22 protein-coding genes are annotated in these 21,560 nt (G+C 60.6%); 13 read left to right on the top strand and 9 right to left on the bottom strand.

Annotated features, from left to right (window positions below):
- Window positions 1–115: 115 nt before the first annotated feature.
- From cyoE to cyoA, 5 genes are read right to left on the bottom strand one after another with little or no spacing between them, the layout of a single operon-like run.
- Complete coding sequence (cyoE, locus tag IE125_RS01730; protein ID WP_189442855.1) at window positions 116–1,009, bottom strand: heme o synthase; 894 nt, start codon at window positions 1,007–1,009, stop codon at window positions 116–118.
- 8 nt (window positions 1,010–1,017) lie between these two features.
- On the bottom strand, window positions 1,018–1,350 hold the full coding sequence (gene cyoD, locus IE125_RS01725; RefSeq protein WP_189442854.1) for a cytochrome o ubiquinol oxidase subunit IV: 333 nt from the start codon (window positions 1,348–1,350) through the stop codon (window positions 1,018–1,020).
- Between the two features lies 1 nt (window position 1,351).
- Window positions 1,352–1,969, bottom strand: coding sequence for a cytochrome o ubiquinol oxidase subunit III (gene cyoC / locus IE125_RS01720; protein ID WP_189442853.1), 618 nt, complete (start codon window positions 1,967–1,969; stop codon window positions 1,352–1,354).
- Window positions 1,970–1,971: 2 nt separating this feature from the next.
- Complete coding sequence (gene cyoB / locus IE125_RS01715) at window positions 1,972–3,954, bottom strand: cytochrome o ubiquinol oxidase subunit I (RefSeq protein ID WP_189442852.1); 1,983 nt, start codon at window positions 3,952–3,954, stop codon at window positions 1,972–1,974.
- 4 nt (window positions 3,955–3,958) lie between these two features.
- Complete coding sequence (cyoA, locus tag IE125_RS01710; protein ID WP_308430106.1) at window positions 3,959–5,002, bottom strand: ubiquinol oxidase subunit II; 1,044 nt, start codon at window positions 5,000–5,002, stop codon at window positions 3,959–3,961.
- 719 nt (window positions 5,003–5,721) lie between these two features.
- Here cyoA and IE125_RS01705 point away from each other — a divergent pair.
- Genes IE125_RS01705 through yidD form a run of 3 tightly spaced genes read left to right on the top strand, consistent with a single transcriptional unit; the run spans window position 5,722 to window position 6,919 of the window.
- The gene (locus tag IE125_RS01705) at window positions 5,722–6,165 is read left to right on the top strand and encodes a Fur family transcriptional regulator (RefSeq protein WP_189442851.1); all 444 of its coding nucleotides are present in this window, start codon (window positions 5,722–5,724) and stop codon (window positions 6,163–6,165) included.
- Window positions 6,166–6,194: 29 nt separating this feature from the next.
- Window positions 6,195–6,635, top strand: coding sequence for a phosphoribosyl-AMP cyclohydrolase (gene hisI, locus IE125_RS01700; RefSeq protein ID WP_189442850.1), 441 nt, complete (start codon window positions 6,195–6,197; stop codon window positions 6,633–6,635).
- An 11-nt stretch (window positions 6,636–6,646) separates the two neighbouring features.
- Complete coding sequence (gene yidD, locus IE125_RS01695; protein ID WP_229808868.1) at window positions 6,647–6,919, top strand: membrane protein insertion efficiency factor YidD; 273 nt, start codon at window positions 6,647–6,649, stop codon at window positions 6,917–6,919.
- A 68-nt stretch (window positions 6,920–6,987) separates the two neighbouring features.
- On the opposite strand, the gene IE125_RS01690 is transcribed toward yidD, so the two are convergent.
- A complete protein-coding gene (locus tag IE125_RS01690; RefSeq protein ID WP_189442849.1) occupies window positions 6,988–7,416 on the bottom strand; it encodes a SufE family protein in 429 nt (142 codons plus the stop codon).
- Window positions 7,417–7,603: 187 nt separating this feature from the next.
- Here IE125_RS01690 and IE125_RS01685 point away from each other — a divergent pair, with 187 nt between their 5' ends.
- On the top strand, window positions 7,604–8,575 hold the full coding sequence (locus IE125_RS01685; RefSeq protein ID WP_189442848.1) for a DNA-binding protein: 972 nt from the start codon (window positions 7,604–7,606) through the stop codon (window positions 8,573–8,575).
- A 71-nt stretch (window positions 8,576–8,646) separates the two neighbouring features.
- Here the strand turns inward: IE125_RS01685 and IE125_RS01680 are convergent, their stop codons facing one another.
- A complete protein-coding gene (locus tag IE125_RS01680; RefSeq protein ID WP_189442847.1) occupies window positions 8,647–9,624 on the bottom strand; it encodes a TAXI family TRAP transporter solute-binding subunit in 978 nt (325 codons plus the stop codon).
- A gap of 237 nt (window positions 9,625–9,861) precedes the next feature.
- Window positions 9,862–10,449 (bottom strand): Fe-S biogenesis protein NfuA, encoded by a 588-nt coding sequence (gene nfuA / locus IE125_RS01675; RefSeq protein ID WP_189442846.1) that lies wholly within the window; start codon window positions 10,447–10,449, stop codon window positions 9,862–9,864.
- A gap of 210 nt (window positions 10,450–10,659) precedes the next feature.
- Here nfuA and metH point away from each other — a divergent pair, with 210 nt between their 5' ends.
- From metH to IE125_RS01660, 3 genes are all read left to right on the top strand, one after another.
- Window positions 10,660–14,403, top strand: coding sequence for a methionine synthase (metH, locus tag IE125_RS01670; RefSeq protein ID WP_189442845.1), 3,744 nt, complete (start codon window positions 10,660–10,662; stop codon window positions 14,401–14,403).
- A 134-nt stretch (window positions 14,404–14,537) separates the two neighbouring features.
- Complete coding sequence (locus tag IE125_RS01665; RefSeq protein WP_189442844.1) at window positions 14,538–16,190, top strand: nitrite/sulfite reductase; 1,653 nt, start codon at window positions 14,538–14,540, stop codon at window positions 16,188–16,190.
- Window positions 16,183–16,731: a DUF934 domain-containing protein gene (locus tag IE125_RS01660; RefSeq protein WP_189442843.1), complete on the top strand. Its 549-nt coding sequence runs from the start codon at window positions 16,183–16,185 to the stop codon at window positions 16,729–16,731. The genes IE125_RS01665 and IE125_RS01660 overlap by 8 nt, the downstream gene beginning before the upstream one ends.
- A gap of 137 nt (window positions 16,732–16,868) precedes the next feature.
- Here IE125_RS01660 and smrA read toward each other — a convergent pair whose 3' ends face one another.
- Complete coding sequence (gene smrA, locus IE125_RS01655; RefSeq protein ID WP_189442842.1) at window positions 16,869–17,468, bottom strand: DNA endonuclease SmrA; 600 nt, start codon at window positions 17,466–17,468, stop codon at window positions 16,869–16,871.
- A 224-nt stretch (window positions 17,469–17,692) separates the two neighbouring features.
- Between smrA and IE125_RS01650 the strand changes: the two genes are divergently transcribed.
- The 6 genes from IE125_RS01650 to pdxH form a co-directional block, all read left to right on the top strand.
- Window positions 17,693–18,118: a gamma-glutamylcyclotransferase family protein gene (locus IE125_RS01650; RefSeq protein ID WP_189442841.1), complete on the top strand. Its 426-nt coding sequence runs from the start codon at window positions 17,693–17,695 to the stop codon at window positions 18,116–18,118.
- Window positions 18,119–18,241: 123 nt separating this feature from the next.
- On the top strand, window positions 18,242–18,586 hold the full coding sequence (gene arsC / locus IE125_RS01645; RefSeq protein WP_189442840.1) for an arsenate reductase (glutaredoxin): 345 nt from the start codon (window positions 18,242–18,244) through the stop codon (window positions 18,584–18,586).
- A 24-nt stretch (window positions 18,587–18,610) separates the two neighbouring features.
- Window positions 18,611–19,234, top strand: coding sequence for an NAD(P)H:quinone oxidoreductase (gene wrbA / locus IE125_RS01640; RefSeq protein ID WP_189442839.1), 624 nt, complete (start codon window positions 18,611–18,613; stop codon window positions 19,232–19,234).
- On the top strand, window positions 19,231–19,599 hold the full coding sequence (locus IE125_RS01635; RefSeq protein WP_189442838.1) for a DUF2069 domain-containing protein: 369 nt from the start codon (window positions 19,231–19,233) through the stop codon (window positions 19,597–19,599). Before wrbA ends, IE125_RS01635 begins: the two co-directional genes overlap by 4 nt.
- Window positions 19,596–20,846: a hypothetical protein gene (locus IE125_RS01630; protein WP_229808867.1), complete on the top strand. Its 1,251-nt coding sequence runs from the start codon at window positions 19,596–19,598 to the stop codon at window positions 20,844–20,846. Before IE125_RS01635 ends, IE125_RS01630 begins: the two co-directional genes overlap by 4 nt.
- Window positions 20,847–20,926: 80 nt before the next feature.
- Window positions 20,927–21,560, top strand: a 634-nt coding sequence (gene pdxH, locus IE125_RS01625; RefSeq protein ID WP_189442837.1) for a pyridoxamine 5'-phosphate oxidase, incomplete at its 3' end; no start/stop codon positions are given.

The raw sequence follows: 21,560 nt of genomic DNA, 5'->3' as shown, positions 1-21,560 counted from the left end.
CATCGACTCCTGGAGTCGATGGGCTTTTGCATGGATGAACCCCGATTTCCCAAGGGCCATGATTCTGCAGGGACTAAAATTCCGCTGGGACTAGTGCCGAGTATCCAGCAAATACCTAACCCATGGTGAGCGAAAGCAGGGGCTCGGTCATTGGCAGTCGACTATCGATGGACATCATCACGCTGAGTGCCGTGACGACCATGATCGAGATGCCGAATACCTTCCGGGCCCAAGCTGCATCGTCTCCGGCACGGTATCCGCGCAGCGCAATTGCGAGCCAGTACAGACCGACACCGATAGCGACGATGGCGTAGATCCAGCCCGTGTAGCCAGCCAGCGTCAACATGACCGAAGCGATCACGAACAGCACCGTGTAATAGACGATGTGGCGCTTGGCGACATCGACACCGCGTTTGACCGGTAACACCGGAATCGATGCCGACGCATAGTCGTTGAACCGAAAGATGGCGATCGCGTAGGAGTGCGGCATCTGCCACATGCTGAAGATGACCAGCAGTAGCAGGGCGCCTAGATCGAACGTGCCGGTGACGGCGCAGTAGCCGATGACCGGTGGCGATGCGCCGGAAAGGCTGCCGATCAGCGTGCTGTAAACCGAATTTCGCTTGAGGTAAAGGCTATAGGCTCCCACGTAGATGGCGAAGCCGAAAGCCGCGAACGCTGTCGCCAGCGCCGTTGTTTGCCACGCCAGCAGCGAGAACCCGGCTGCGCCCAGCAGTGTTGCCTGCAGCAGTGCCACCGGAATGGATATCTGGCCGGTCACCATGGCGCGGGACTGCGTCCGCGCCATATGGCTATCGATATCGCGATCGATGACGTTATTGAAAACGCATCCCGACGCGACGACCAGCGAGGTACCCAGCACCGCAGCCAGGAACAGGATCAGATCAAAATGGCCACCGGCGGCCAGAAAATAGCCGCCGATGACTGTGATGAGATTACCGAAAATGATCCCTGGCTTGGCCAGCAGCAGATAGGGCTTGAGCGCCATCGGCCGGTTTAACCCAGCATCATATTGACGTGGATATTGTGCAGAATCCATAGAGAACCACCGATGATCAGCACGAGAATGCCGGCAGTGAACACGAACGAAATCACGTTCCACCCACCTTCGGACTTGAAGTTCAGGTGCATGAACAGCACTAGCTGCACTAGAACTTGGATGATGGCAGTGATCACGATCGTCACCATCATGACCGGCATGCTGAAGTCACCGACCATGACAACGCCGAAAGCGATCAGCGTCAGCACGATCGAGATGATCAGGCCGGTGATGTAGGACTTGTAGCTGCCGTGACTGGCGCCGTCGTGCGAGGTATGGATATCGCTCATGTCACAGGGCTCCGAACAGATAGACGAAGGAGAATACGCAGATCCAGACGATGTCCAGGAAGTGCCAGAACAAACTCAGGCACAGCATGCGCGGCTTGGTCACGCTATCCAGTCCACGTTTGGAGATCTGGAAGAACATGATCGCAATCCACAGCAGTCCGACGGACACGTGCAGACCATGCGTGCCGACCAGCGTGAAGAAAGCCGACAGGAAGGCACTGCGATCGGGGCCGTAGCCTTCGACGATCAGGTGATGGAATTCGTAGATCTCCATCGCCACGAAGCCGAAACCGAGCAGGAAGGTCACGGCCAGCCATTTGAGCACGGCACCGCGATCACCGGCATTCTGCGCCAGTACGGCCAGGCCGAAGGTGAAGCTGCTCACCAGCAGCAGGAACGTCTCGACCAGCACGAAAGGCAGCTCGAAGATTTCCTGCGAGGTCGGACCGCCCGCCGTTGCCTGGGACAGAACACCGAAGGTAGCGAACAGGGTGCCGAAGATCACCAGGTCGCTCATCAGGTAGATCCAGAACCCGAAAACCTTCATCGCGCCCGGATCGTGATGCTCATGCCCGTCGTGGGCATGAGCGTCGTGGTTGCTGAGTGTATCGGTTGCCATGATTAAGCCTGCATCTCCAACCGTTTGTGATATTCACGCTCGGTCTTTTCGACCTCTGCAGCGCTGACGTGATAGTCCGTGTCTTCGTTGAAGATTCGGTACATGAAGGTGACGAACATGCCGAGCGCCCCCAGACCGACCAGCCACCAGATGTGCCAGATCAGCGCGAACCCGAAGAACAGGCCGAACAGCGACATGATCGGACCTTCCGCAGTGTTCTTGGGCATGTGGATGTCCTCGAACGACGTCGCCAGCTCACGCTTGAAGCCACCCGGCTGCTGCTTCATCTCCCAGTAGCTATCGATGGAGTCGACGGCCGGCAGATAGGCGAAGTTGTAGTTCGGGGGCGGAGAGGAGGTCGCCCACTCGAGGGTGCGGCCGTCCCACGGATCGCCGGTCAGATCGCGGTTTTTCTCACGGTCACGAATACTGACGATCAGCTGGATCACGATACACGCGATGCCCATGGCGATAACCACGGCGCCAACCCAGGCAACGATCATCAGCGGCTGCCAAGAGGTCTGCTCGTAGGACTGCATGCGACGCATGGCACCGAAGAAGCTCAGTGCGTAGAGCGGCATGAAGGCGAGGTAGAAACCGATCAGCCAGCACCAGAAGGAACGCTTGCCCCATTTCTCGCTCAGCGTGAAACCGAAGGCTTTCGGGAACCAGTAGGTGAAGCCTGCCATCATCCCGAACACCACGCCGCCGATGATGACGTTGTGGAAGTGGGCGATGACGAAGAGGCTGTTGTGGAGCACGAAGTTCGCGCCCGGCACGGCCAGCATCACGCCTGTCATGCCACCCAGGGTGAAGGTGATGATGAAGCCGATGGTCCAGAGCACCGGCGCCGTGAATTCGAGGCGACCGCGATACATCGTGAACAGCCAGTTGAAGATCTTCACGCCGGTCGGCACGGCAATGATCATCGTCATGATGCCGAAGAAGGCGTTGACGTTGGCGCCGGCGCCCATGGTGAAGAAGTGGTGCAGCCAGACGATGAACGAGAGCACGGTGATTGCCGCCGTCGCCCAGACCATCGTCTTGTAGCCGAACAGACGCTTTTTCGTGAACGTCGCGATGACTTCGGAGAAGACACCGAACGCCGGCAGAATCAGGATGTACACCTCGGGGTGACCCCATGCCCAGATGAGGTTGACGTACATCATCTGGCTGCCGCCCATGTCATTGGTGAAGAAGTGCATGCCCAGATAGCGATCGAGCGTCAGCAGAACGATGGTGGCCGTCAGGATCGGGAACGACAGGATGATCAGCACGTTGGTGCAGAGCGCCGTCCACGTAAAGATCGGCATGCGGAAGAGCGTCATGCCCTTGGTGCGCATCTTGAGGATCGTGACGAAGAAGTTGATCCCGGTCAGGGTGGTCCCGATCCCGGATAACTGTAACGCCCATATCCAGTAATCCACGCCGACATCGGGACTGTATTTCAGCTCCGATAGTGGCGCGTAGGCCAGCCAGCCGGTCTTGGCGAACTCGCCGATGACCAGCGACATGTTGACGAGAATCATGCCCGCCGCGAACAGCCAGAAGCTCAGGTTGTTCATGAACGGGAAGGCAACGTCACGGGCGCCGATCTGCAGCGGCACGACCAGGTTCATCAACCCGATCACCATCGGCATGGCGACGAAGAAGATCATGATCACGCCATGAGCGGTGAAGATCTGATCATAGTGATGGGGCGGTAGATAGCCCTCAGCGCCACCAGCCGCGATGGCCTGCTGTGTACGCATCATGATGGCATCGGCAAAACCTCGCACCAGCATGACCAGAGCGACCAGGAAATACATCACACCGATCTTCTTGTGATCGATGGACGTGACCCATTCGGTCCAGAGGTAACCCCACTTGCGATAGTAGGTGATGAGTCCGAATACCGTGGCACCGATTATGGCGATTGCCGCCGCGGTGACCATGATGATCGGCTCATGATAGGGAATCGAATCTAAGCTGAGTTTTCCGAACATGACGTTACTCCGCTGCCTGCGCACTCATGGGCATGGAAGGCTCCTGTGCTTCATTGTGCTCGCCATGGCTTGGGCCACCGTGACCAGCCTTATAGCTCTGGATCAGATCTTCGTAGAAATTGGGCGACACCTGAGAGAAATACTGGATCGGCGCAGCGATCGACGGCTTGGCGACCTGATCGTAATCCTGCGGGAACATCATCGTGTCAGGTGACTGCTTGACCTTGTCGACCCACGTCTGGAAATCCTGCTCGGATGTCACGTGAGTGTCGAAAAGCATTTCCGAGAAACCAGCGCCGCTGTAATGCGTCGAGCGCCCGCGGAAAGTACCTGTCTCGCTGCCTTCCAGATAGACGTCGTTCGCCATGCCGGCCATCGCGTAGATCTGGCTGCCGAGCGTGGGAATCATGAATGAATTCATGACGGTGCCCGACGTGACGCGAAAATGGACCGGCGTGTCGACGGGAAGGGCGAGCTCGTTGATCGTCGCGATGCCTTGCTCCGGATAGACGAAGAGCCACTTCCAGTCGAGCGAAATCGCGTCGATGGTCATGGTTTCATCGGCACTGGCAATCGGCTTATGGGGGTCGTATTCGTGCGAGGTCTGCCACGTCAGAATGGCAAGGAACAGGATGATGACCGCCGGGATAGCCCAGACGAAAACCTCGATGATATTCGAGTGTTCCCAGTTCGGCGTGTACTTGGCAGCGAGATTCGTGCTGCGGTATTTCCACGCAAACAAGATGGTCATCACGATTACCGGAATGACCACGATCAACATCAGCCCAAAGGCCGTGATGATCAATGATTTCAGACCCTGACCGACTTCGCCGGTTGGGTCCATCAGGGCGGAACCGCAGCCGCTCAGCAAGAGCGGTGCGGTCAGCCACGTCATCGCACTCAAATATTTGAGGGAGTTCCTTTTTCTCATCTCACGACCCCAGTGAAGGAAAGCTTTTCGGCCCTGCAACAGTGAACAGCAGCGCGCTTCGATGCTGCTGACCCGGGCTGACAACCTTGACGACGCATAGCCGCGGCAACGCTGCATCGATCATTGTCAACGAAGTAGGGATTTCGCGGACGGCATTGTACCGAAAAAAACGCTACTGAGCAGGATGTCGACAACAAACTCGGCTTCAGTGTGGCGATTTGTCGCAGTCGGCGTATTGTCGCACTATATCCACTACCTGAATCACGTCATCGCCAGGTCGTCAGACTTGCGTCAATCACCGATTGGCGCGTACGCCGTGATGGCCAGACTGGATGCAATGCCCGCCGCAGGCGGCCCGGGCGCCACTGGATGGCTACCAACTGACCTTGAAGATAGACGATAGCGCTTTCGGCGCCAGCTCGGGCGAGCCATCACTCTCGTGCACGGCGGTTCCCGCCAAGGGAGCTGTCAGCGGGATACGGTAAGTGCCGGAAAGGAACCATATGGACCGGTCGTGGTCGCGCGATCGCGGCGCCAGCCACATGGACGCTGACGATGGGAGTCTTTGGCAACCTCGGCAGCCATCCAGAACGTGACGCGCGGGCCACACAGCCGGCAAGCCTTAACCAAGGTTTGCTTCGTATAATATATATTATGTTAAATAGGCTATGCATCCGGACACACTGAGGTCCGTTTCACGGAAGCTTCCGAGGGCTGCCTGCGGTTTACCGCTATCTTGCTGTGCGACGCAGGCCCCGCGCGTCGGCTCGTCGGTGGCTCAGCCATGATCGAACGCGTAGACTATGGCGCTCACCGTCCTTATCTCGGGAATGTCGATGCTCGACTCGAATGCCCTGCTACAACAGGCCGATCAACAGTGCCAGGAACGCGGCGTGCGTTTCACACCGATTCGCCGGCGCGTACTCGAGATGATCTCCAGCACGCCTGGCGGCCTGAAAGCCTACGATCTGCTGGACCGGCTCTCCAACGAGCACGCGTCGGCCAGACCACCCACGGTCTACCGGGCACTGGACTTCCTGATCGAGCAAGGCCTCGTTCATCGCATCGAGTCGCTCAATGCTTATATCGCCTGTCCTTGTCCCGATCACGTTCACCGCTTTCAACTGTTGATCTGTCGGCAGTGTGGCCGTGTCGAGGAACTTCACCAGGATGCCGTGGGCGACATGCTCACCAGTACCGCCAAGGCGCGCGGGTTTACCATTCAACGCCAGACGATCGAACTACTCGGCATCTGCGACGATTGCCGTGCGAGCGCGTGACTCTCGAGCAGACAGACCGGAGTGGCCACATGTCTGATTCGTTCAAATCCCTGGAAAGCGCCGCTACAGGATCGCAAACCTCGCTTGACGCCCTGCTTGGCGCGGCAAAATGGAATGCCGATGGCCTGATCCCGGCGATCGCGCAGCAGCATGACAGCGGCGAAGTCTTGATGATGGCGTGGATGAATCGCGCCGCGCTGAAAGAGACCCTCTCCACGCATCGGGTGTGCTATTGGTCCCGCTCGCGTCAGGCGTTCTGGCGCAAGGGAGAGACATCGGGTCAACAGCAGCATCTTGTGGAAGCGCGCTTTGATTGTGACGGCGACACGCTCCTACTCAAAGTCGATCAGTCGGGTCCCGCGTGTCATACCGGCCGGCGTAGCTGCTTCTACGTCAAGCTCTCCGAGAACACCGCCGAAGTCGATCAGGCGCCGCTGATATCGCCCGATACCCTCTACGGTAAAAACTGAGGCGGCCAGCCATGCTATCGAAAATGGCAACCTGGCTTTTTACCGCACTGATCCAGTGTTACCGCTACGGCATCAGCCCCCTGCTCGGCCCGCGCTGCCGTTTCTGGCCGACCTGCTCCAGCTACGCACTGGAGGCCATTCGATTACATGGGCCCTGGCGCGGCGGCTGGCTGACGCTGAAGCGTATTCTGAAATGCCACCCGCTGCACCCGGGTGGCGTGGACCCGGTGCCGGAGACCTCTCGGCAACATACTTGCCGATGCCATCAACACAAAGACGGGTGAATGCTCGGCGCGCGGCCCATTTCGCCAAGCGTGCGTGAAGCCCTGCGGTTGATCGAAAATCCGCGGCTTCAATGGACCGAATGCGATGATTGGGCCTCACCGGCAATCGCGTAGATTCGTTCGATCATCGCATGCAGGCCGTTGCTGCGCGTTGGCGACAGATGCTTGTCGAGGCCGAGCTCGGCAAGAAAGTCAGGCTGGCTGGCCGTGATCTCATGCGGCTCACGAGCATCGTAGACGCGCAGTAATATCGCGATGAGACCGCTGACGATGGCCGCATCGGACGTCGCCTGAAAATGCAGCCGCCCTTCTGCCTCGGTCGATTTCAGCCAGACATTGGACTGACAGCCCTGAATCTTGAATTCCGCGCGCTTGTCGGCCTCCGGATAGTCCGGGAGCTGGCGCCCCATGTCGATGATGTACTGATAGCGATCCATCCAGTTATCGAACATGGAAAACTCTTCCAGCAGCTCGGCTTGGGCTTGATCGGTGCTCATGATGGCTCCTGTTGACGAGCGCATCATTATAAAGGTTGTCGCCTTCGATCCCCAGCGAAGGCTTTTTATCATCATCTTTACCGTGATCCGCATTTTTTACGTATACGGGTTACGTAAATAGCCTATGCTGTCGGCGACGAGGGCCGAAGAAGCTCTCGCCTACATGATCGACGCAAGGGACAAGCACATGGCTCGCACGGGTATCCGTTACGATGACGTCTGCCGCGCGATCGACACGTTACAGCAGCGTGGCGATGCGGTCAGCGTACAGAAGGTTCGAGAGTGCCTCGGCACCGGCAGTTACACCACGATCAGTGACCATCTCCGCGAATGGCGGCTGCGACAGAATGGCGATTCCGTTCAGGCCATCCCGCGCAACCTGGAACGCCCGGACTCCCTGGAGGCCTGGGTGGCCGAGATCTGGGACAAGGCTCAGCAGGCGGCATACGAGAAACTGGCGGTCTACCGCCAGGAAGCCGACGACCAGATTCGGGAATCCGACGAGGCAAGCCATCGAGCTCAGCGCGAGTGCGAGGACGCCCAGCAGCGTCTCGCTGCGCTGAACGAACACATGCTTCGCGTACAGGAGCGTCTCGAGGCGAAAACCACCGAAGCCGCGCATCAGCAGGCAGAACTCCAGGCCCTCAATGCCGCCCAGGCTCAACAGCAGAAACGGGTCAGCCAGCTGGAGCAGACGTGCCAGCGTCACCAGCAGAGCCTCGAGCAGGCGGAAAAGAATCATCGCGAGGCCATGGCAAAGCAGCACCAGTCTCATCAGACCAAGCTCGCCCAGGAGGAGAAGCGACACGAGTCGGCGGAGGCCAGACTGATGACGCTTCTCGACGATGCTCGTCAGGAACGCCTGAAACTCGAGAAGCAGTATGAGCAGCGAATGACTTCGCTCGATCAGCGCGCCGAGAGGCTGCAGCTGGATCTCTCGGAACAGCGCCGACAGTACGGCCAGCTGCAGGAGACGCAGCGCGCGGACAAGGTACACATGGAGCAGCTGGAGAGCGAAAAGCGCGTCGCCGACGATCGACTGCGCGCCGTTCAGCTTGAAAAGCAGCGGATGGAGAGCGAGTTGAAGAATCTACGTGGGGCCAACCGTGAACTGCATGAACGCCTGTCGCGCGCCGCATTGCCACCTACTGCCAGCTAGTCGATCACCCTTGGCAAGTCAGCTCTCGCGAATTCTGCAACACGGCTAGCCGCCGCGAGAGCCGGCAGCGTTCAGTCAGGCGGGCCACCCCCGCGCTGATGATCTTCGGCTCGATAAAAACGCAGCGCGCCGGCATGTAGTGGCGCCGTCAAGCCGTCTCTGGTCATGCTCGTGGCATCCAGACGGGCAAGCGACGGATGCGCCTGTCGAAACCTGTCCAGATGTTCGAAGACCGCCTTGGTCAGTTCGTAAACGCTGTCTTCATCGACATCCGCGCGCGTCATCAACGTCGCCTTGACGCCGAACGTCCGCGTGTCTTCGGGACTGTTTGCGTACATTCCGCCGGGAATGACGGTCCTGATGTAGTAAGGCGCGCGTTCGAGGAGGCGACTGACGGCGGACCCGTCAACGTCGACCAGGTGGGCACCGCAGCGACGCGTCGCCTCCTCGATGGCCGGGGATGGATGACCAACGACGTAAAAGAATGCATCCAGCCGTCCGTCGCAAAGGACGCGCGTCATGTCCGCTGGTTTGAGCTCGCTGGCGATGGAGAACAGGCTCTCGGTTTCACCCTTGGCTGCCAGCAGTGCGTTCAAGGTTGCGCGATGTCCGGACCCCGGGTTGCCGACATTGACGCGGCGCCCGGCGAGATCGTCGAAACGGCGAATGTTCGGCGGCCTGGCCACGACGGTGAAAGCCTCCGAGTGAAGCGAAAAGACCGAACGCAGCTCCGGGCTCGGGCCGTTATCATAGAACGCGCCCTCACCGCGAAGCGCCGCGTACTGAATGTCGGATTGCACGATCCCGAAGTCGAGTTCCCCGGTCCTCACTCCGTTTGCGTTGTAGATCGAGCCGCCCGTCAGCCTGGCTTCACACGCCTTCCCAGTTGCCTCCCGGTAGAGTTCGCAGATCGCCTGACCTTCAGGCAGGTAGACACCCGAGGCGCCCCCAGTTCCGATCGTGATGTTCTCGGCCGCGATCAACCGCGGCGACCAGCAGCCCATCAGGAGAAGCCACGCGATAACGCGCGATCGACGCTGTGCGAACATGCCACTCCTCCGTTGACTCCCGCCCCATCTGGCGCCCACTCGTCAGCAACGGGCAATGATGTCGCCGCCGACCCTCTCTTGCATCTTGTATCTGCCGACAATCCTCGGCACTGAAGCCACGCCGGCTTACCACCCTGGCTGCCATGCGTAAGAAAACAGACTACCAAATACGACGAAAGCGTCCGCAGACGCTTTCGTGAAACCAGCACTTCAAAGATCAGGCAAAGACGCACCGAATCAATAGTAGGCGTTTGTCGTGTCGGTGTGGTCGGTGACGTCGCGGATGCCGGCGAGCTCAGGAATTCGCTCCATCAGCGTCCGCTCCACGCCTTCCTTCAACGTCAGATCGACCGCGGCACAACCCTGACAGCCACCGCCGAACTGTAATACCGCCACCTGCTCCTCGGTCAGCTGGATCAGCTTTATCTCCCCACCGTGGGCAGCAAGCCCCGGATTGATCTCGCTGTAGAGAATATAGTTGACGCGGTCTTCCAGCGGGCTGTCTGCATTGACCTTGGGCATCTTGGCGTTGGGAGCCTTGATGGTCAGCTGGCCACCCATGCGGTCAGCGTTGAAGTCCACCACCGCTTCTTCCAGAAATGGCACGCTGTTCTTGTCGAGGAAGACGTTGAACTTGTCGAGTACGAGCTTCTCGTCACTCGGCTCTTCTTCACCGGGCCGGCAATACGCCAGACAGGTTTCTGCGTAGGGCGTGCCAGGCTGCGTGATGAAGACGCGTACGGCGATATCATCGACGTTCTGCTTCGACAGTAGCTCTGCCAGATACGCCTGCCCGCTCTCGGTGATCTGAATCGATTCGCTCATGTACCGGAAACTCTGCTTGAGATGTAAGGTTATGGTAGAAAAAACGTGGCGCCAAAACAATCCCGAGTGATTTAGTCAGGAACCCGCCGATACGAACTAACCCTTATCAGGGCCGGGTCTCGCCAGAATGGCCTTTCTGCTATCATATGCCCCCTGCGCGCCAGCGTGAGCCGGCGCCTCCCGATCACCTCGAGCTTGTCGGAGCCCTGCATGTCGGCCTCTTCTCCATCGACTTCATCGCCTGCGGTCCAATCACTTTCCGCGACACTGCGCGAGCGTATCGCCATTCTGGATGGCGGCATGGGCACCATGCTGCAGGCTTACCGACTGGACGAGGCGGATTTCCGCGGCGAGCGCTTCTCCGACTGGCCGAGCGAACTCAAGGGCAACAACGACCTCCTGACGTTGACCCGCCCGGACGTCGTCACCACGATTCATCGCGCCTATCTGAAAGCCGGCGCGGATATCGTCGAAACCAACACCTTCAACGCGACGCAGCTCTCTCAGTCCGACTATGCCATGGAGTCGCTGGTCGGCGAGATCAATCGTGAAGCTGCGCGGCTGGCCCGCGAAACCTGTGATGCGGTCGCGGCGGAGACCGGCGTGCCAAGATATGTAGCCGGCGTGCTCGGGCCGACCTCGCGCACGGCTTCGCTCTCACCGGACGTCAATGACCCCTCGCGTCGCAACGTGACCTTCGACCAGCTACGTGACAACTACACCGAAGCGGCCAGCGCATTGATCGAAGGCGGCGTCGATCTGATCCTGATCGAGACCATTTTCGATACGCTCAACGCGAAGGCAGCGATCTACGCGCTGGAGGCGCTGTTCGAATCTCGCGGCGAGCGCCTGCCGGTCATGATCTCCGGCACCATCACGGATGCTTCCGGGCGCACGCTCTCCGGTCAGACGACAGAGGCGTTCTGGAATGCGGTCCGCCATGCTCGACCGCTGTCGGTCGGACTGAACTGCGCCCTCGGCGCCGAGGAGCTTCGCCCTTACCTGGCCGAGCTCTCCGACAAGGCGGACACCTTCGTCTCCGCCCATCCCAATGCCGGCCTGCCCAACGAGTTCGGTGAATACGACCAGAGCGCCGAGGAGATGGCGGCGATCGTGCGCGAATTCGCCGAGAGCGGATTGATCAACATTATCGGCGGCTGCTGCGGCACCACGCCGGAGCACATCGCGGCGCTCAAGGCTGCCGTCGATGGTGTCACGCCCCGTCGGATCCCCGAGCGCCCCGCCGCCTGCCGCCTCTCGGGCCTGGAGCCGTTCAACATCGAACGGCAATCGCTCTTCGTCAACGTCGGCGAGCGCACCAACGTGACCGGGTCCGCACGCTTCAAGCGACTGATCCAGGAAGAGGATTACACCACCGCGCTGGAGGTGGCACTGGAGCAGGTCGAGAATGGCGCTCAGGTGATCGACATCAACATGGACGAGGGCATGCTGGAGTCGCAGGACGCGATGGTGCGCTTCCTCAACCTGATCGCTGGCGAACCGGACATCGCTCGCGTGCCGATCATGGTCGACTCCTCCAAATGGGAGATCATCGAAGCCGGTCTCAAGTGCATCCAGGGCAAGGCGATCGTCAACTCCATCTCGCTCAAGGAAGGCGAAGCCTCGTTTCGCCACCAGGCCACCGAGTGTCGTCGTCACGGCGCCGCCATCGTGGTCATGGCCTTCGACGAGCAGGGACAGGCAGACACCTTCGCGCGCAAGACCGAGATCTGCAGCCGAGCCTATCGACTGCTGGTGGACGAGATCGGTTTCCCGGCCGAGGACATCATCTTCGATCCCAATATCTTCGCCATCGCCACCGGCATCGAGGAGCACAACAACTACGCCGTCGATTTCATCGAGGCGACGCGGTGGATTCACGACAACCTGCCCCACGCCATGATTTCGGGCGGAGTCTCCAACGTGTCGTTCTCGTTTCGCGGCAACAACACGGTGCGCGAGGCGATTCACTCGGTCTTTCTCTATCACGCGGTCAAGGCCGGCATGTCGATGGGTATCGTCAACGCGGGTCAGTTGGCGGTCTACGATGATCTGCCGAGCGAACTGCGTGAGGCGGTCGAGGATGTGGTGCTCAACCGCCGCGACGACGGTACCGAACGGCTGCTGGAGATCGCCGAACAGTATCGTGGCGACGGTGGCTCGACTCAGAAGAAAGAGGATCTCGAGTGGCGCAACTGGGACGTCAACAAGCGTATCGAGCACGCCCTGGTCAAGGGCATCACGGCCTACATCGAGGAGGATACGGAGCTCGCTCGCGCCGCCGCCGAGCGCCCGATCGAGGTGATCGAAGGGCCGCTGATGGATGGCATGAACGTCGTCGGCGACCTGTTTGGCGCCGGCAAGATGTTTCTGCCACAGGTGGTCAAGTCCGCTCGCGTCATGAAACAGGCCGTGGCCTATCTGATCCCCTACATCGAAGCGGAAAAATCCGGCGAAGCCCAATCCAAGGGCAAGATCGTGATGGCGACGGTCAAGGGTGACGTGCACGATATCGGCAAGAACATCGTCGGCGTCGTACTTCAGTGCAACAACTACGAAGTCATCGACCTCGGGGTGATGGTCCCGGCCGAGAAGATCCTGAAAACCGCCAGAGATGAAAACGCCGATATCATCGGCCTCTCGGGTTTGATCACGCCCTCGCTGGACGAGATGGTCCATGTGGCCAAGGAGATGACGCGTCAGGGCTTCGAGCTGCCGCTGCTGATTGGTGGCGCCACCACCTCCAAGGCGCATACCGCCGTCAAGATCGCACCGCAGTACGAACAGCCGGTCATCTACGTCGCGGACGCCTCCCGTGCGGTCGGAGTCGCCAGCCGTCTACTCTCGCCGACGGCCAAGGCCGACTACTTTGCCGATATCCAGCGCGAGTACGATCAGGTGCGCGAGCGCAATGCCAAACGACGCCCCAAGGCCGCCGACCTGACCTACGCCGCTGCTCGCGAGCGTCGATTCAAGGCGGACTGGCGCGAGGCCGACCCGGTAGCGCCGCTGCATCCGGGACTGACGGTGTTCGACGACTACGACTTGAACGAACTGGTCGAGCGTATCGACTGGACCCCGTTTTTCATGACCTGGCAGCTGGCGGGTAAATACCCCCGCATTCTCGAGGACGAGGTGGTCGGTGAAGCGGCACGCAATCTCTTTCGCGACGCCCAGGCCATGCTGCGCCGGCTGATCGATGAGAAGCACATTCAGGCCCGCGGCGTCATCGGCTTCTGGCGCGCGAACACCATCGATGACGATATCATCGAAGTCTATGCCGACAACGACCGGCAGCAGGTTGCGGAACGGCTTCATCACATTCGTCAACAGAGCACCAAAGGGCGCGATGGCATCTGCTATAGCCTGGCCGACTTCATTGCCCCGAAATCGACGCAGAAAGCCGACTGGATCGGCGGTTTCGCCGTCACGACCGGGCACGGCGCAGACGAGCTCGCCAAGCGTTACGAGGCCGCTGGCGACGATTACAACGCCATCCTCGTGCAGGCGCTGGCCGACCGACTGGCGGAAGCGTTCGCCGAAAGGCTCCACGAACGCGTGCGCAAGGAGTTCTGGGGCTACGTACCTGACGAGACACTCGACAACGACGCGCTGATCGCGGAAAAGTATCAAGGAATCCGGCCGGCACCGGGCTACCCTGCCTGCCCGGATCACACCGAGAAATCGACGCTATTCCGGCTGCTGGATGCAGAAGCCAATACCGGCATCAGCCTGACAGACAGCTTCGCGATGTGGCCGGCAGCCGCCGTCTCGGGCTGGTATTTTGCCCATCCAGCGTCCCGATATTTTTCCACTGGCAAGATCGATCGAGACCAGGTGAAGGCGCTTGCCGAGCGCAAGGCGATGCCGCTGTCGGAAATGGAGCGCTGGCTCGCCCCCGTGCTCTCCTATGACCCTGATGACGAGAAGACCTCCACCGCCCTCGCCTCCTGACAGCGGATGACGGTGACCGGTGGACACCATATAACAGTCAATAAACAAAATATGAGCATTTATTCTTTTGGAGAATAAAGCGCACGCGGTAAGGTGCACTCATTGGCAATCCATGACTAGCAGGATCAGGCCCGATGTATCGCTACGACTCCTACGACCAGACGCTCGTCGACGAGCGCGTCGCGCAGTTCCGTGACCAGATGGATCGCTATCTGGCCGGCAAGTTGGGTGAAGAGGAGTTTCGCCCCGTCCGTCTACAGAATGGCCTCTACATCCAGCGCCACGCGCCGATGCTGCGTATCGCCATTCCCTACGGCATGCTCAGCAGCGACCAGCTACGCGCACTGGCCACGATTACCCGACGCTACGACCGCGGCTACGGACACTTCACGACGCGTCAGAACCTGCAGTTGAACTGGCCAGCGCAGGAAGACGTTCCGGACATTCTGGCCGATCTGGCCAAGGTGCAGATGCATGCGATCCAGACCAGCGGCAATTGCATTCGCAACACCACCAGTGACCAGTTCGCCGGTATCGCCACAGACGAGGTCGTCGACCCGCGCCCCTGGTGCGAGCTGATCCGACAGTGGTCAACGCTGCATCCGGAATTCGCTTACCTGCCGCGCAAGTTCAAGATTGCCGTAACCGGCGCGACAGAAGATCGAGCGGCCATCCATGTCCACGACATCGGTTTGCGGCTGTGGCTGAACGACGCTGGCGATCTTCGCTTCCGCGTGCTGGCCGGGGGCGGCATGGGGCGAACGCCGATGATCGGCGAAGTGGTCCGAGAAGACCTCCCCTGGCAGCACCTGCTGACCTACCTAGAAGCGATCGTGCGCGTCTACAACCAGTTCGGCCGCCGCGACAACAAGTTCAAGGCGCGTATCAAGATTCTGGTCAAGGCGCTCGGCGTCGAGGAGTTCGCACGACGCGTCGAGGCGGAGTGGGCGCATCTCAAGGATGGTCCGCAGACGCTCAACGACGGCGCTGTCGATGAAGCCAGAACGCACTTCCCCGAGCCGCCGCGTCGTCCGGTCGAGGAATCCGCGATCGTCGCCTACGAGAAGCTGCGTCAGGAAAACCGGGCCTTCGCGCGTTTCGTGACCAATAACGTCATGGATCACAAGGTAGCCGGCTACAAGGCAGTGACGCTCTCGCTGAAGCGACGCGAAGCGGCACCGGGAGACATCACCGCCGATCAGATGGATGCCGTTGCCGATCTTGCCGAAACCTTCGGCTTCGGTGAGCTGCGCGTCACGCATGAGCAGAATCTGGTGCTTTCCGATGTACCGGTTGACGAGATCGAAGCGCTCTGGCAACAGCTCGACGCCCTCGGCATGGCCAACCCGACCGTCGGTACGCTCAATGACATCATCTGCTGCCCGGGCGGCGACTTCTGCTCGCTCGCCAACGCCGTGTCGATCCCGATTGCCCAGGCGATCCAGGAGCGGTTCGAGGATCTCGATTTTCTCTACGATCTCGGCCCGATCGACCTGAACATCTCGGGCTGCATGAACGCCTGTGGCCATCACCACGTGGGTAACATCGGCATTCTCGGCGTCGACAAGAAGGGCGAGGAGTACTATCAGATCTCGCTCGGTGGCAATGCGGACGACGACGTCTCGCTGGGCAAGATCCTCGGCCCCTCCTTCTATCGCGAGGACGTTCCGGACGTCATCGACAAGGTTCTCAAGGTTTACGTCGAAAAGCGCCACGACGACGAGCGTTTCCTCGATACCTATCGCCGGATCGGCCATCAGCCATTCAAGGAGCGGGTCTATGCCTGAGTCTGACGTTCTGAACGCCCCGACAAACGAGGAAGCCGTCAGCACGACCCGTGCGCTGATCAAGCTCGGCCGGCACGTGAGCGACACCTGGGTACTGTCGCGTAGTGACGAGGATCTCCCGGCGCAGCGCCCTGCGATCGTTCCGCTGGCCGTCTGGCAGGCCCATCCGGACATCGAGGAGGTCGCACCGTGGCTGCCAAGCGACACCGAACTGACCGCTGAACTCGTGGCGCAACTCCAGCGCGCCCCGCTGGTGGCTATCGACTTCCCGGCGTTCACCGACGGTCGAGGTTACACACTGGCGCGTCTGCTGCGCGAACGTCACGGCTTCGCCGGTGAGATCCGCGCGATCGGGGATGTGCTGATCGATCAGCTTTACTACCTGACGCGCTGCGGTTTCGATGCTCTGGCACTCCGTGAAGATCAGGAGCTCGAGCCCGCGCTGAAGGCGCTGAACACCTTCAGCGTCAGCTACCAGCCGGCGGTCGATAGTCATGAGCCGCTGTTCGCCCGGCGCCTGCGCGAGCGTCAGGCCAGCTGAGACATCGGCACTGACAAAAAAGCCCCGATCCATGATCGGGGCTTTTTTGTCATCAGGGCTTCTTTCTCACCAAGGCTTTTTAGTGACCGAGGCTCTCCGCCACCGAAGTTTTTTCGTCGAGAGATGAAAACGCCGGATCAGCCGCGACGCTTTTGCTGCTGCTCCCGATTCTGTGCCCTCGCCCGTTCCGATTTCCTGAGCATCACCAACGTCGCGCCCAGCCCGCCCTGCTGCGGTGGCGCGGAGCTGAACGCCTGAACCTGTTCGAACTGCTGAAGCCAGTGATGAAGGTAGGAACGAACGACGTTCGCCTTGCCCTCGTCCGTACTCGAGCGACCATGGACGATCAACAGGCTGCGCAGATCATGTTCGAACGCATCCCGCAGAAATCGGAATACCTCGCGGCGACAGTCGATGATCGGCATGCGCATGATGTGCAGACGACCCTCCGCCGCGTAGCCGCCATGACGAAGCCTTTCGAGCACGCCGATCTGGATGCCGTCGCGACGAAACTCGATAGGATCGTGCGCACCGACCAGATCGACGAATTCGTCAGAGAGAAAATCGCGCTCGTCCTCCGTCCCGGTCGCGGCACTCTGGCGACGCGCGAGCTGCGCCTCCGACGGTGCCGAACGCCGCTGTCCCAGCGACGCCTTGCCGTTGCCCTTGGTCAAGGGACGAACGTCGTTGCCCAGTGCCTGCCGGAATGCCTGCTGGTCGTTGGCTGTTTGACTCATGATGGCGTTCCTCCTCAATGTCACTGACACATCGCCTATTGATGCTAGCACGACGTTTGCCTTTCGCCGCAATGGCATCGAACGCCATTGATAGGCTACCGTAGGCGGCGGCTTGGCGAGTGCACGGATCCCTTTGCGCATGGCGCGGAGAGTTTGCACGGAGCCGAGAGTTTGCAGGGAGCCAAGGATGTGAACGGTTCGAGGAAGGGAGCGTGAGGAAAAGCATGAAAGGATTGCGCTGGCTGGTGAGCGTGCCGATCGTCGTCTGCCTGCTGGCCGCCGGCGGCTTCTGGTATGTCTTCATGAGCCCCTTTGGATACCATCCGCCTCAGCGGCCGGTAATCGACAGTCGTGTCGATGCGCAGGACGTCTTCGTCTACGGCACGCTGCGTTACGACTGGCTGCGCTGGATCATCATGGGAACGCCACGCGGTGTTCGGGATGCCGAGTTACCGGGTTATCGCAAGCAGGCACTGGATATCCTGCCGTCAGATGAGGCGTCGGTGACAGGCGAAGTACTGACGGTCTCGCCAGAAGCGCTACGCGCGCTGGATCGCTATGAGCGCCTGGGCGTTCGTTATCGTCGCGAGAGCGTCAAGCTGGCTGACGGGAGTATTGCGTGGGTCTATCAAAGAATCGAACCTGAATGAAATCAAAAATAATAGATAACGGTATAACGCTAGGCGCGTCTGTGACTGTCATTGAGTGTCATGTGTGACAATCGCTACAATCGACCACTCTCTTGCCAATACGCTTCCCAGAATCTTGCGCTCATGCCCACGTTGACCCTCTATCACAACCCGCGCTGCTCGAAGTCTCGCGAGGCGCTGGCTCTGCTCGAATCCCGCGGTATCGATGTCAATGTACACCGCTATCTTGATGTCCCCCTCTCGCCCTCCGAGCTCACTTCTTTGGCAAGGCGCCTGGGCGATGACGCCGAGCTGATGCTACGCCAGGAGGAGCCGGAGTGGCGAGAGCGCGGCATCGAGGAACCGAATCGCGAGCAGATGATCGCCGCCATCGCGGAGCATCCCCGGCTGCTGCAGCGCCCGATCGTCGATGACGGGCAGTATGCCGTCATCGGTCGACCGCCCCAGGCTGTCCTGCAGTTGATTTGAGCGATTGATGATCGAGGAGTCCTCATGAGCGACGCAACACCCTATGTACTGGTTCTCTACTACTCTCGTCACGGTGCGACGCGGACGCTGGCGGAAGCGCTGGCCGAAGGCGTCGAGAGCGTGGCGGGCATCGGCGCTCGGCTGCGCACGGTACCGGCAGTCTCTCCGGTGAGCGAAGCGACCGCCCCGCCGATACCCGACGAGGGTGCCATCTACGTCGAGGAAGATGATCTTCGCTACAGCGCCGGTCTCGCGCTTGGCAGCCCCACTCGCTTCGGCAACATGGCGGCACCGCTCAAGTATTTTCTCGATACGACCAGCGGGCTATGGATGAACGGCGTTCTGGTCGACCGGCCAGCCACCGCTTTCACGTCGACGGCCAGCCTTCACGGCGGTCAAGAGAGCACGCTGCTCACCATGTTGATCCCGCTGCTGCACCACGGGATGGTTTACGCGGGTATTCCCTATAGCGAGACTGCCCTTATTCATACGCAGAGCGGCGGCACACCCTATGGCGCCAGTCATCTCGCGGGCGGCGATGCCAGCCGGGGCGTCGATGACGACGAGCGCGCTTTGGCCTTTGCCCAGGGCCGACGCCTCGGCGAACTCTCGCTGGCGCTGCGCAAGATGCGGGAGGCCCGTCCGTGACGTCCGACGCCACTCCCGATCTGGGTTCGGCGCAGCGCGCCGTCTGGATCACCTACCTCGCGCTGTTGGTGCTTCTCATCGTCAGCGGGGTATCTCACTATCTGCAACAGCATGCACAGCTTGCCGCGCTGCTGGTCAGGGCGCTGCCACTGATCCTCTTCTTGCCGACACTGCTGCTGGCGAGACGCCGAGGCTACATCTGGCTGGCACTGGTCGGTGGGCTCTACGTCCTGCAGGGTATTCTGATCGTTTCCAAGGGCGGCGGCTCGATTCTTGTCATGCTCGAGATCGCGGCGGCTGTCGGGCTCGCCATCACCTCGGCCCGCTGCGCCAAACGCTGCCCGCGCCCTCAACGCCGCTCATGAGGCCGTCCAGCGTTCTGATCCTCGCCATGCTGGCGCTCAGCGTGATCTGCAGCCTGTTTCACTGGCCGATCTGGCCAGCGGCGGTACTCGCCTGGCTCGCCACGCTGAGGCTCTTCCGTCAACTACCGCGGACGTCCCGTCGGCAGGCCGGCGTGCTGTTCGGCTGCGGTGTTGCGCTATGGCTTGCCGCTCTGGTTCGGGGCACCCCGTATTCCCTGCTGCATGCGCTCACCATCAACCAGTCGCTGGTCATGATGTTCGCCGGCGTCAGCTTTCTGACCATGGCGACCCCCCAGGCGAAGGGAGACACCCATCAGATTGGTAGTCGGCTTGGCACCATGCTGGGGGCCCATCTTTTTGGCGCTGCGATCAATCTCTCTGTGGTGTTTCTGTTCGGCGAGCGCATGCAGCACGAGGGGAGATTGACCCGCTCTCAAGCACTGCTGGTCGGTCGCGGCTTCACCGCTGCCGCTGCGTGGTCCCCCTTCTTCGTCGCCATGGGGGTCGCGCTGACCTATGCACCCGGCCTCAATTATGTCGGCCTGGTTCCCTGGGGCATCCTGGCCGCTATTCTGCTGCTGAGCTTGAACTATCTGGATATCGCCCGACTCAAGCAGCCCTTCGTCGGCTACCCCATCGAGAAGAGCGCTCTGCTGATGCCATGCCTGCTGGCCATCGTGGTCATCGGTCTCCATCTGACGTGGCCCGATCTGTCGATTCCGCTGATCATCGCCATGGTGTCGCCACTTTTCTCGTTCCTGCTGATGCCGAAGGACAATCGCCGTCAGCGCATGCACCACCAGTTCACCCAAGGGCTGCAGCGCCTCGCCCCTCAGTTCGCACTGTTCCTCGGCGCCGGCGTCATCTCCAGCGGGTTGGCGGCGCTGCTCGCGAGCTTCCCCGACGGGCTGGATCTGCCACTCGATCACTTCGGGCATTGGCAGGCGTGGTTTTCGCTCGGGCTGATCGTCGTCGTCTCGTTCACCGGCATCCACCCGCTCATCGGCATCGCCACGCTGGCGCCACTGGTGGCCCCGCTCAATCCAGACCCGACGCTGCTGGGCCTGCTGTTTCTGATGAGCTGGGCGCTCGGGACGGGCAGCAGCCCGCTGTCAGGCAGCAATCTGGCAATTTGCGTGCGTTATCAGATCGCCGTTCGCGACATGCTGCACTGGAATCTGCCCTACGCGATCGTCGGTTGGCTCTGCTGCGGCCTCGTCTTTGGTCTACATGCGGCGCTGAGTTGAGCACGAGCATGGACCCGACCGGCATGGCGCCCGATAATCGAACTCGAAACCCCGCCGCGAACTGATAGGGAGAAGCACCGATGAGCGATCTCGCCGGCATGCGCCGCGACTATGAAGGCGACGCCCTGGCGCCGGAGAACACCCCGGAATTGCCGCTTCCACTTTTCGAACACTGGCTTGATCAGGCAGTGGAACACGAAGGTCTCGATGCCAACGCGATGACTCTGGCGACCGTCGACAGCGCCGGCAGTCCGCATGCCCGCATCGTGCTGCTCAAGGGTATCCTCGATGGGGGCCCGCTTTTCTACACCAATTATCAGAGTCAGAAAGGCAACGAGCTGGCGCATGTGCCCAAAGCGGCACTGGTCTTCTGGTGGCCGACGCTGCAGCGTCAGATCCGGATCGAGGGCGTCATCGAAAAGGTGTCGACTGCCCAGTCCGATGACTATTTCGCATCGCGGCCGCGCAAGAGCCAGCTGGCAGCGTGGGTATCGCAGCAGAGCGTGGAAATTCCCGATCGAGACTGGCTCAAGGAACGGCTGGCCCGCTTCGAGCAGGTCTATGCGGACAAGTCGGTAGAGCGACCGCCACACTGGGGAGGCTATCGGCTGGTGCCGCACGCCTTCGAATTCTGGCAGGGTCAGCGCAGCCGCCTGCACGACCGAGTTCGCTACAGCCGGCACGAAGGCGCCGAGCATTGGCAGCGAGCCCGGC

This window comes from Salinicola rhizosphaerae, from assembly GCF_014652715.1.
GTDB lineage: Bacteria > Pseudomonadota > Gammaproteobacteria > Pseudomonadales > Halomonadaceae > Salinicola > Salinicola rhizosphaerae.
This window is presented reverse-complemented; position numbering and strand designations above follow the sequence as displayed.

Bases quoted from the DNA above. Each gene is read 5' to 3' on its own strand.
- cyoE (WP_189442855.1), bottom strand. From the start codon at position 1,009: ATGGCGCTCAAGCCCTATCTGCTGCTGGCCAAGCCAGGGATCATTTTC.
- cyoD (WP_189442854.1), bottom strand. From the start codon at position 1,350: ATGAGCGATATCCATACCTCGCACGACGGCGCCAGTCACGGCAGCTAC.
- cyoC (WP_189442853.1), bottom strand. From the start codon at position 1,969: ATGGCAACCGATACACTCAGCAACCACGACGCTCATGCCCACGACGGG.
- cyoB (WP_189442852.1), bottom strand. From the start codon at position 3,954: ATGTTCGGAAAACTCAGCTTAGATTCGATTCCCTATCATGAGCCGATC.
- cyoA (WP_308430106.1), bottom strand. From the start codon at position 5,002: ATGCAGCGTTGCCGCGGCTATGCGTCGTCAAGGTTGTCAGCCCGGGTC.
- IE125_RS01705 (WP_189442851.1), top strand. From the start codon at position 5,722: ATGCTCGACTCGAATGCCCTGCTACAACAGGCCGATCAACAGTGCCAG.
- hisI (WP_189442850.1), top strand. From the start codon at position 6,195: ATGTCTGATTCGTTCAAATCCCTGGAAAGCGCCGCTACAGGATCGCAA.
- yidD (WP_229808868.1), top strand. From the start codon at position 6,647: ATGCTATCGAAAATGGCAACCTGGCTTTTTACCGCACTGATCCAGTGT.
- IE125_RS01690 (WP_189442849.1), bottom strand. From the start codon at position 7,416: ATGAGCACCGATCAAGCCCAAGCCGAGCTGCTGGAAGAGTTTTCCATG.
- IE125_RS01685 (WP_189442848.1), top strand. From the start codon at position 7,604: ATGGCTCGCACGGGTATCCGTTACGATGACGTCTGCCGCGCGATCGAC.
- IE125_RS01680 (WP_189442847.1), bottom strand. From the start codon at position 9,624: ATGTTCGCACAGCGTCGATCGCGCGTTATCGCGTGGCTTCTCCTGATG.
- nfuA (WP_189442846.1), bottom strand. From the start codon at position 10,449: ATGAGCGAATCGATTCAGATCACCGAGAGCGGGCAGGCGTATCTGGCA.
- metH (WP_189442845.1), top strand. From the start codon at position 10,660: ATGTCGGCCTCTTCTCCATCGACTTCATCGCCTGCGGTCCAATCACTT.
- IE125_RS01665 (WP_189442844.1), top strand. From the start codon at position 14,538: ATGTATCGCTACGACTCCTACGACCAGACGCTCGTCGACGAGCGCGTC.
- IE125_RS01660 (WP_189442843.1), top strand. From the start codon at position 16,183: ATGCCTGAGTCTGACGTTCTGAACGCCCCGACAAACGAGGAAGCCGTC.
- smrA (WP_189442842.1), bottom strand. From the start codon at position 17,468: ATGAGTCAAACAGCCAACGACCAGCAGGCATTCCGGCAGGCACTGGGC.
- IE125_RS01650 (WP_189442841.1), top strand. From the start codon at position 17,693: ATGAAAGGATTGCGCTGGCTGGTGAGCGTGCCGATCGTCGTCTGCCTG.
- arsC (WP_189442840.1), top strand. From the start codon at position 18,242: ATGCCCACGTTGACCCTCTATCACAACCCGCGCTGCTCGAAGTCTCGC.
- wrbA (WP_189442839.1), top strand. From the start codon at position 18,611: ATGAGCGACGCAACACCCTATGTACTGGTTCTCTACTACTCTCGTCAC.
- IE125_RS01630 (WP_229808867.1), top strand. From the start codon at position 19,596: ATGAGGCCGTCCAGCGTTCTGATCCTCGCCATGCTGGCGCTCAGCGTG.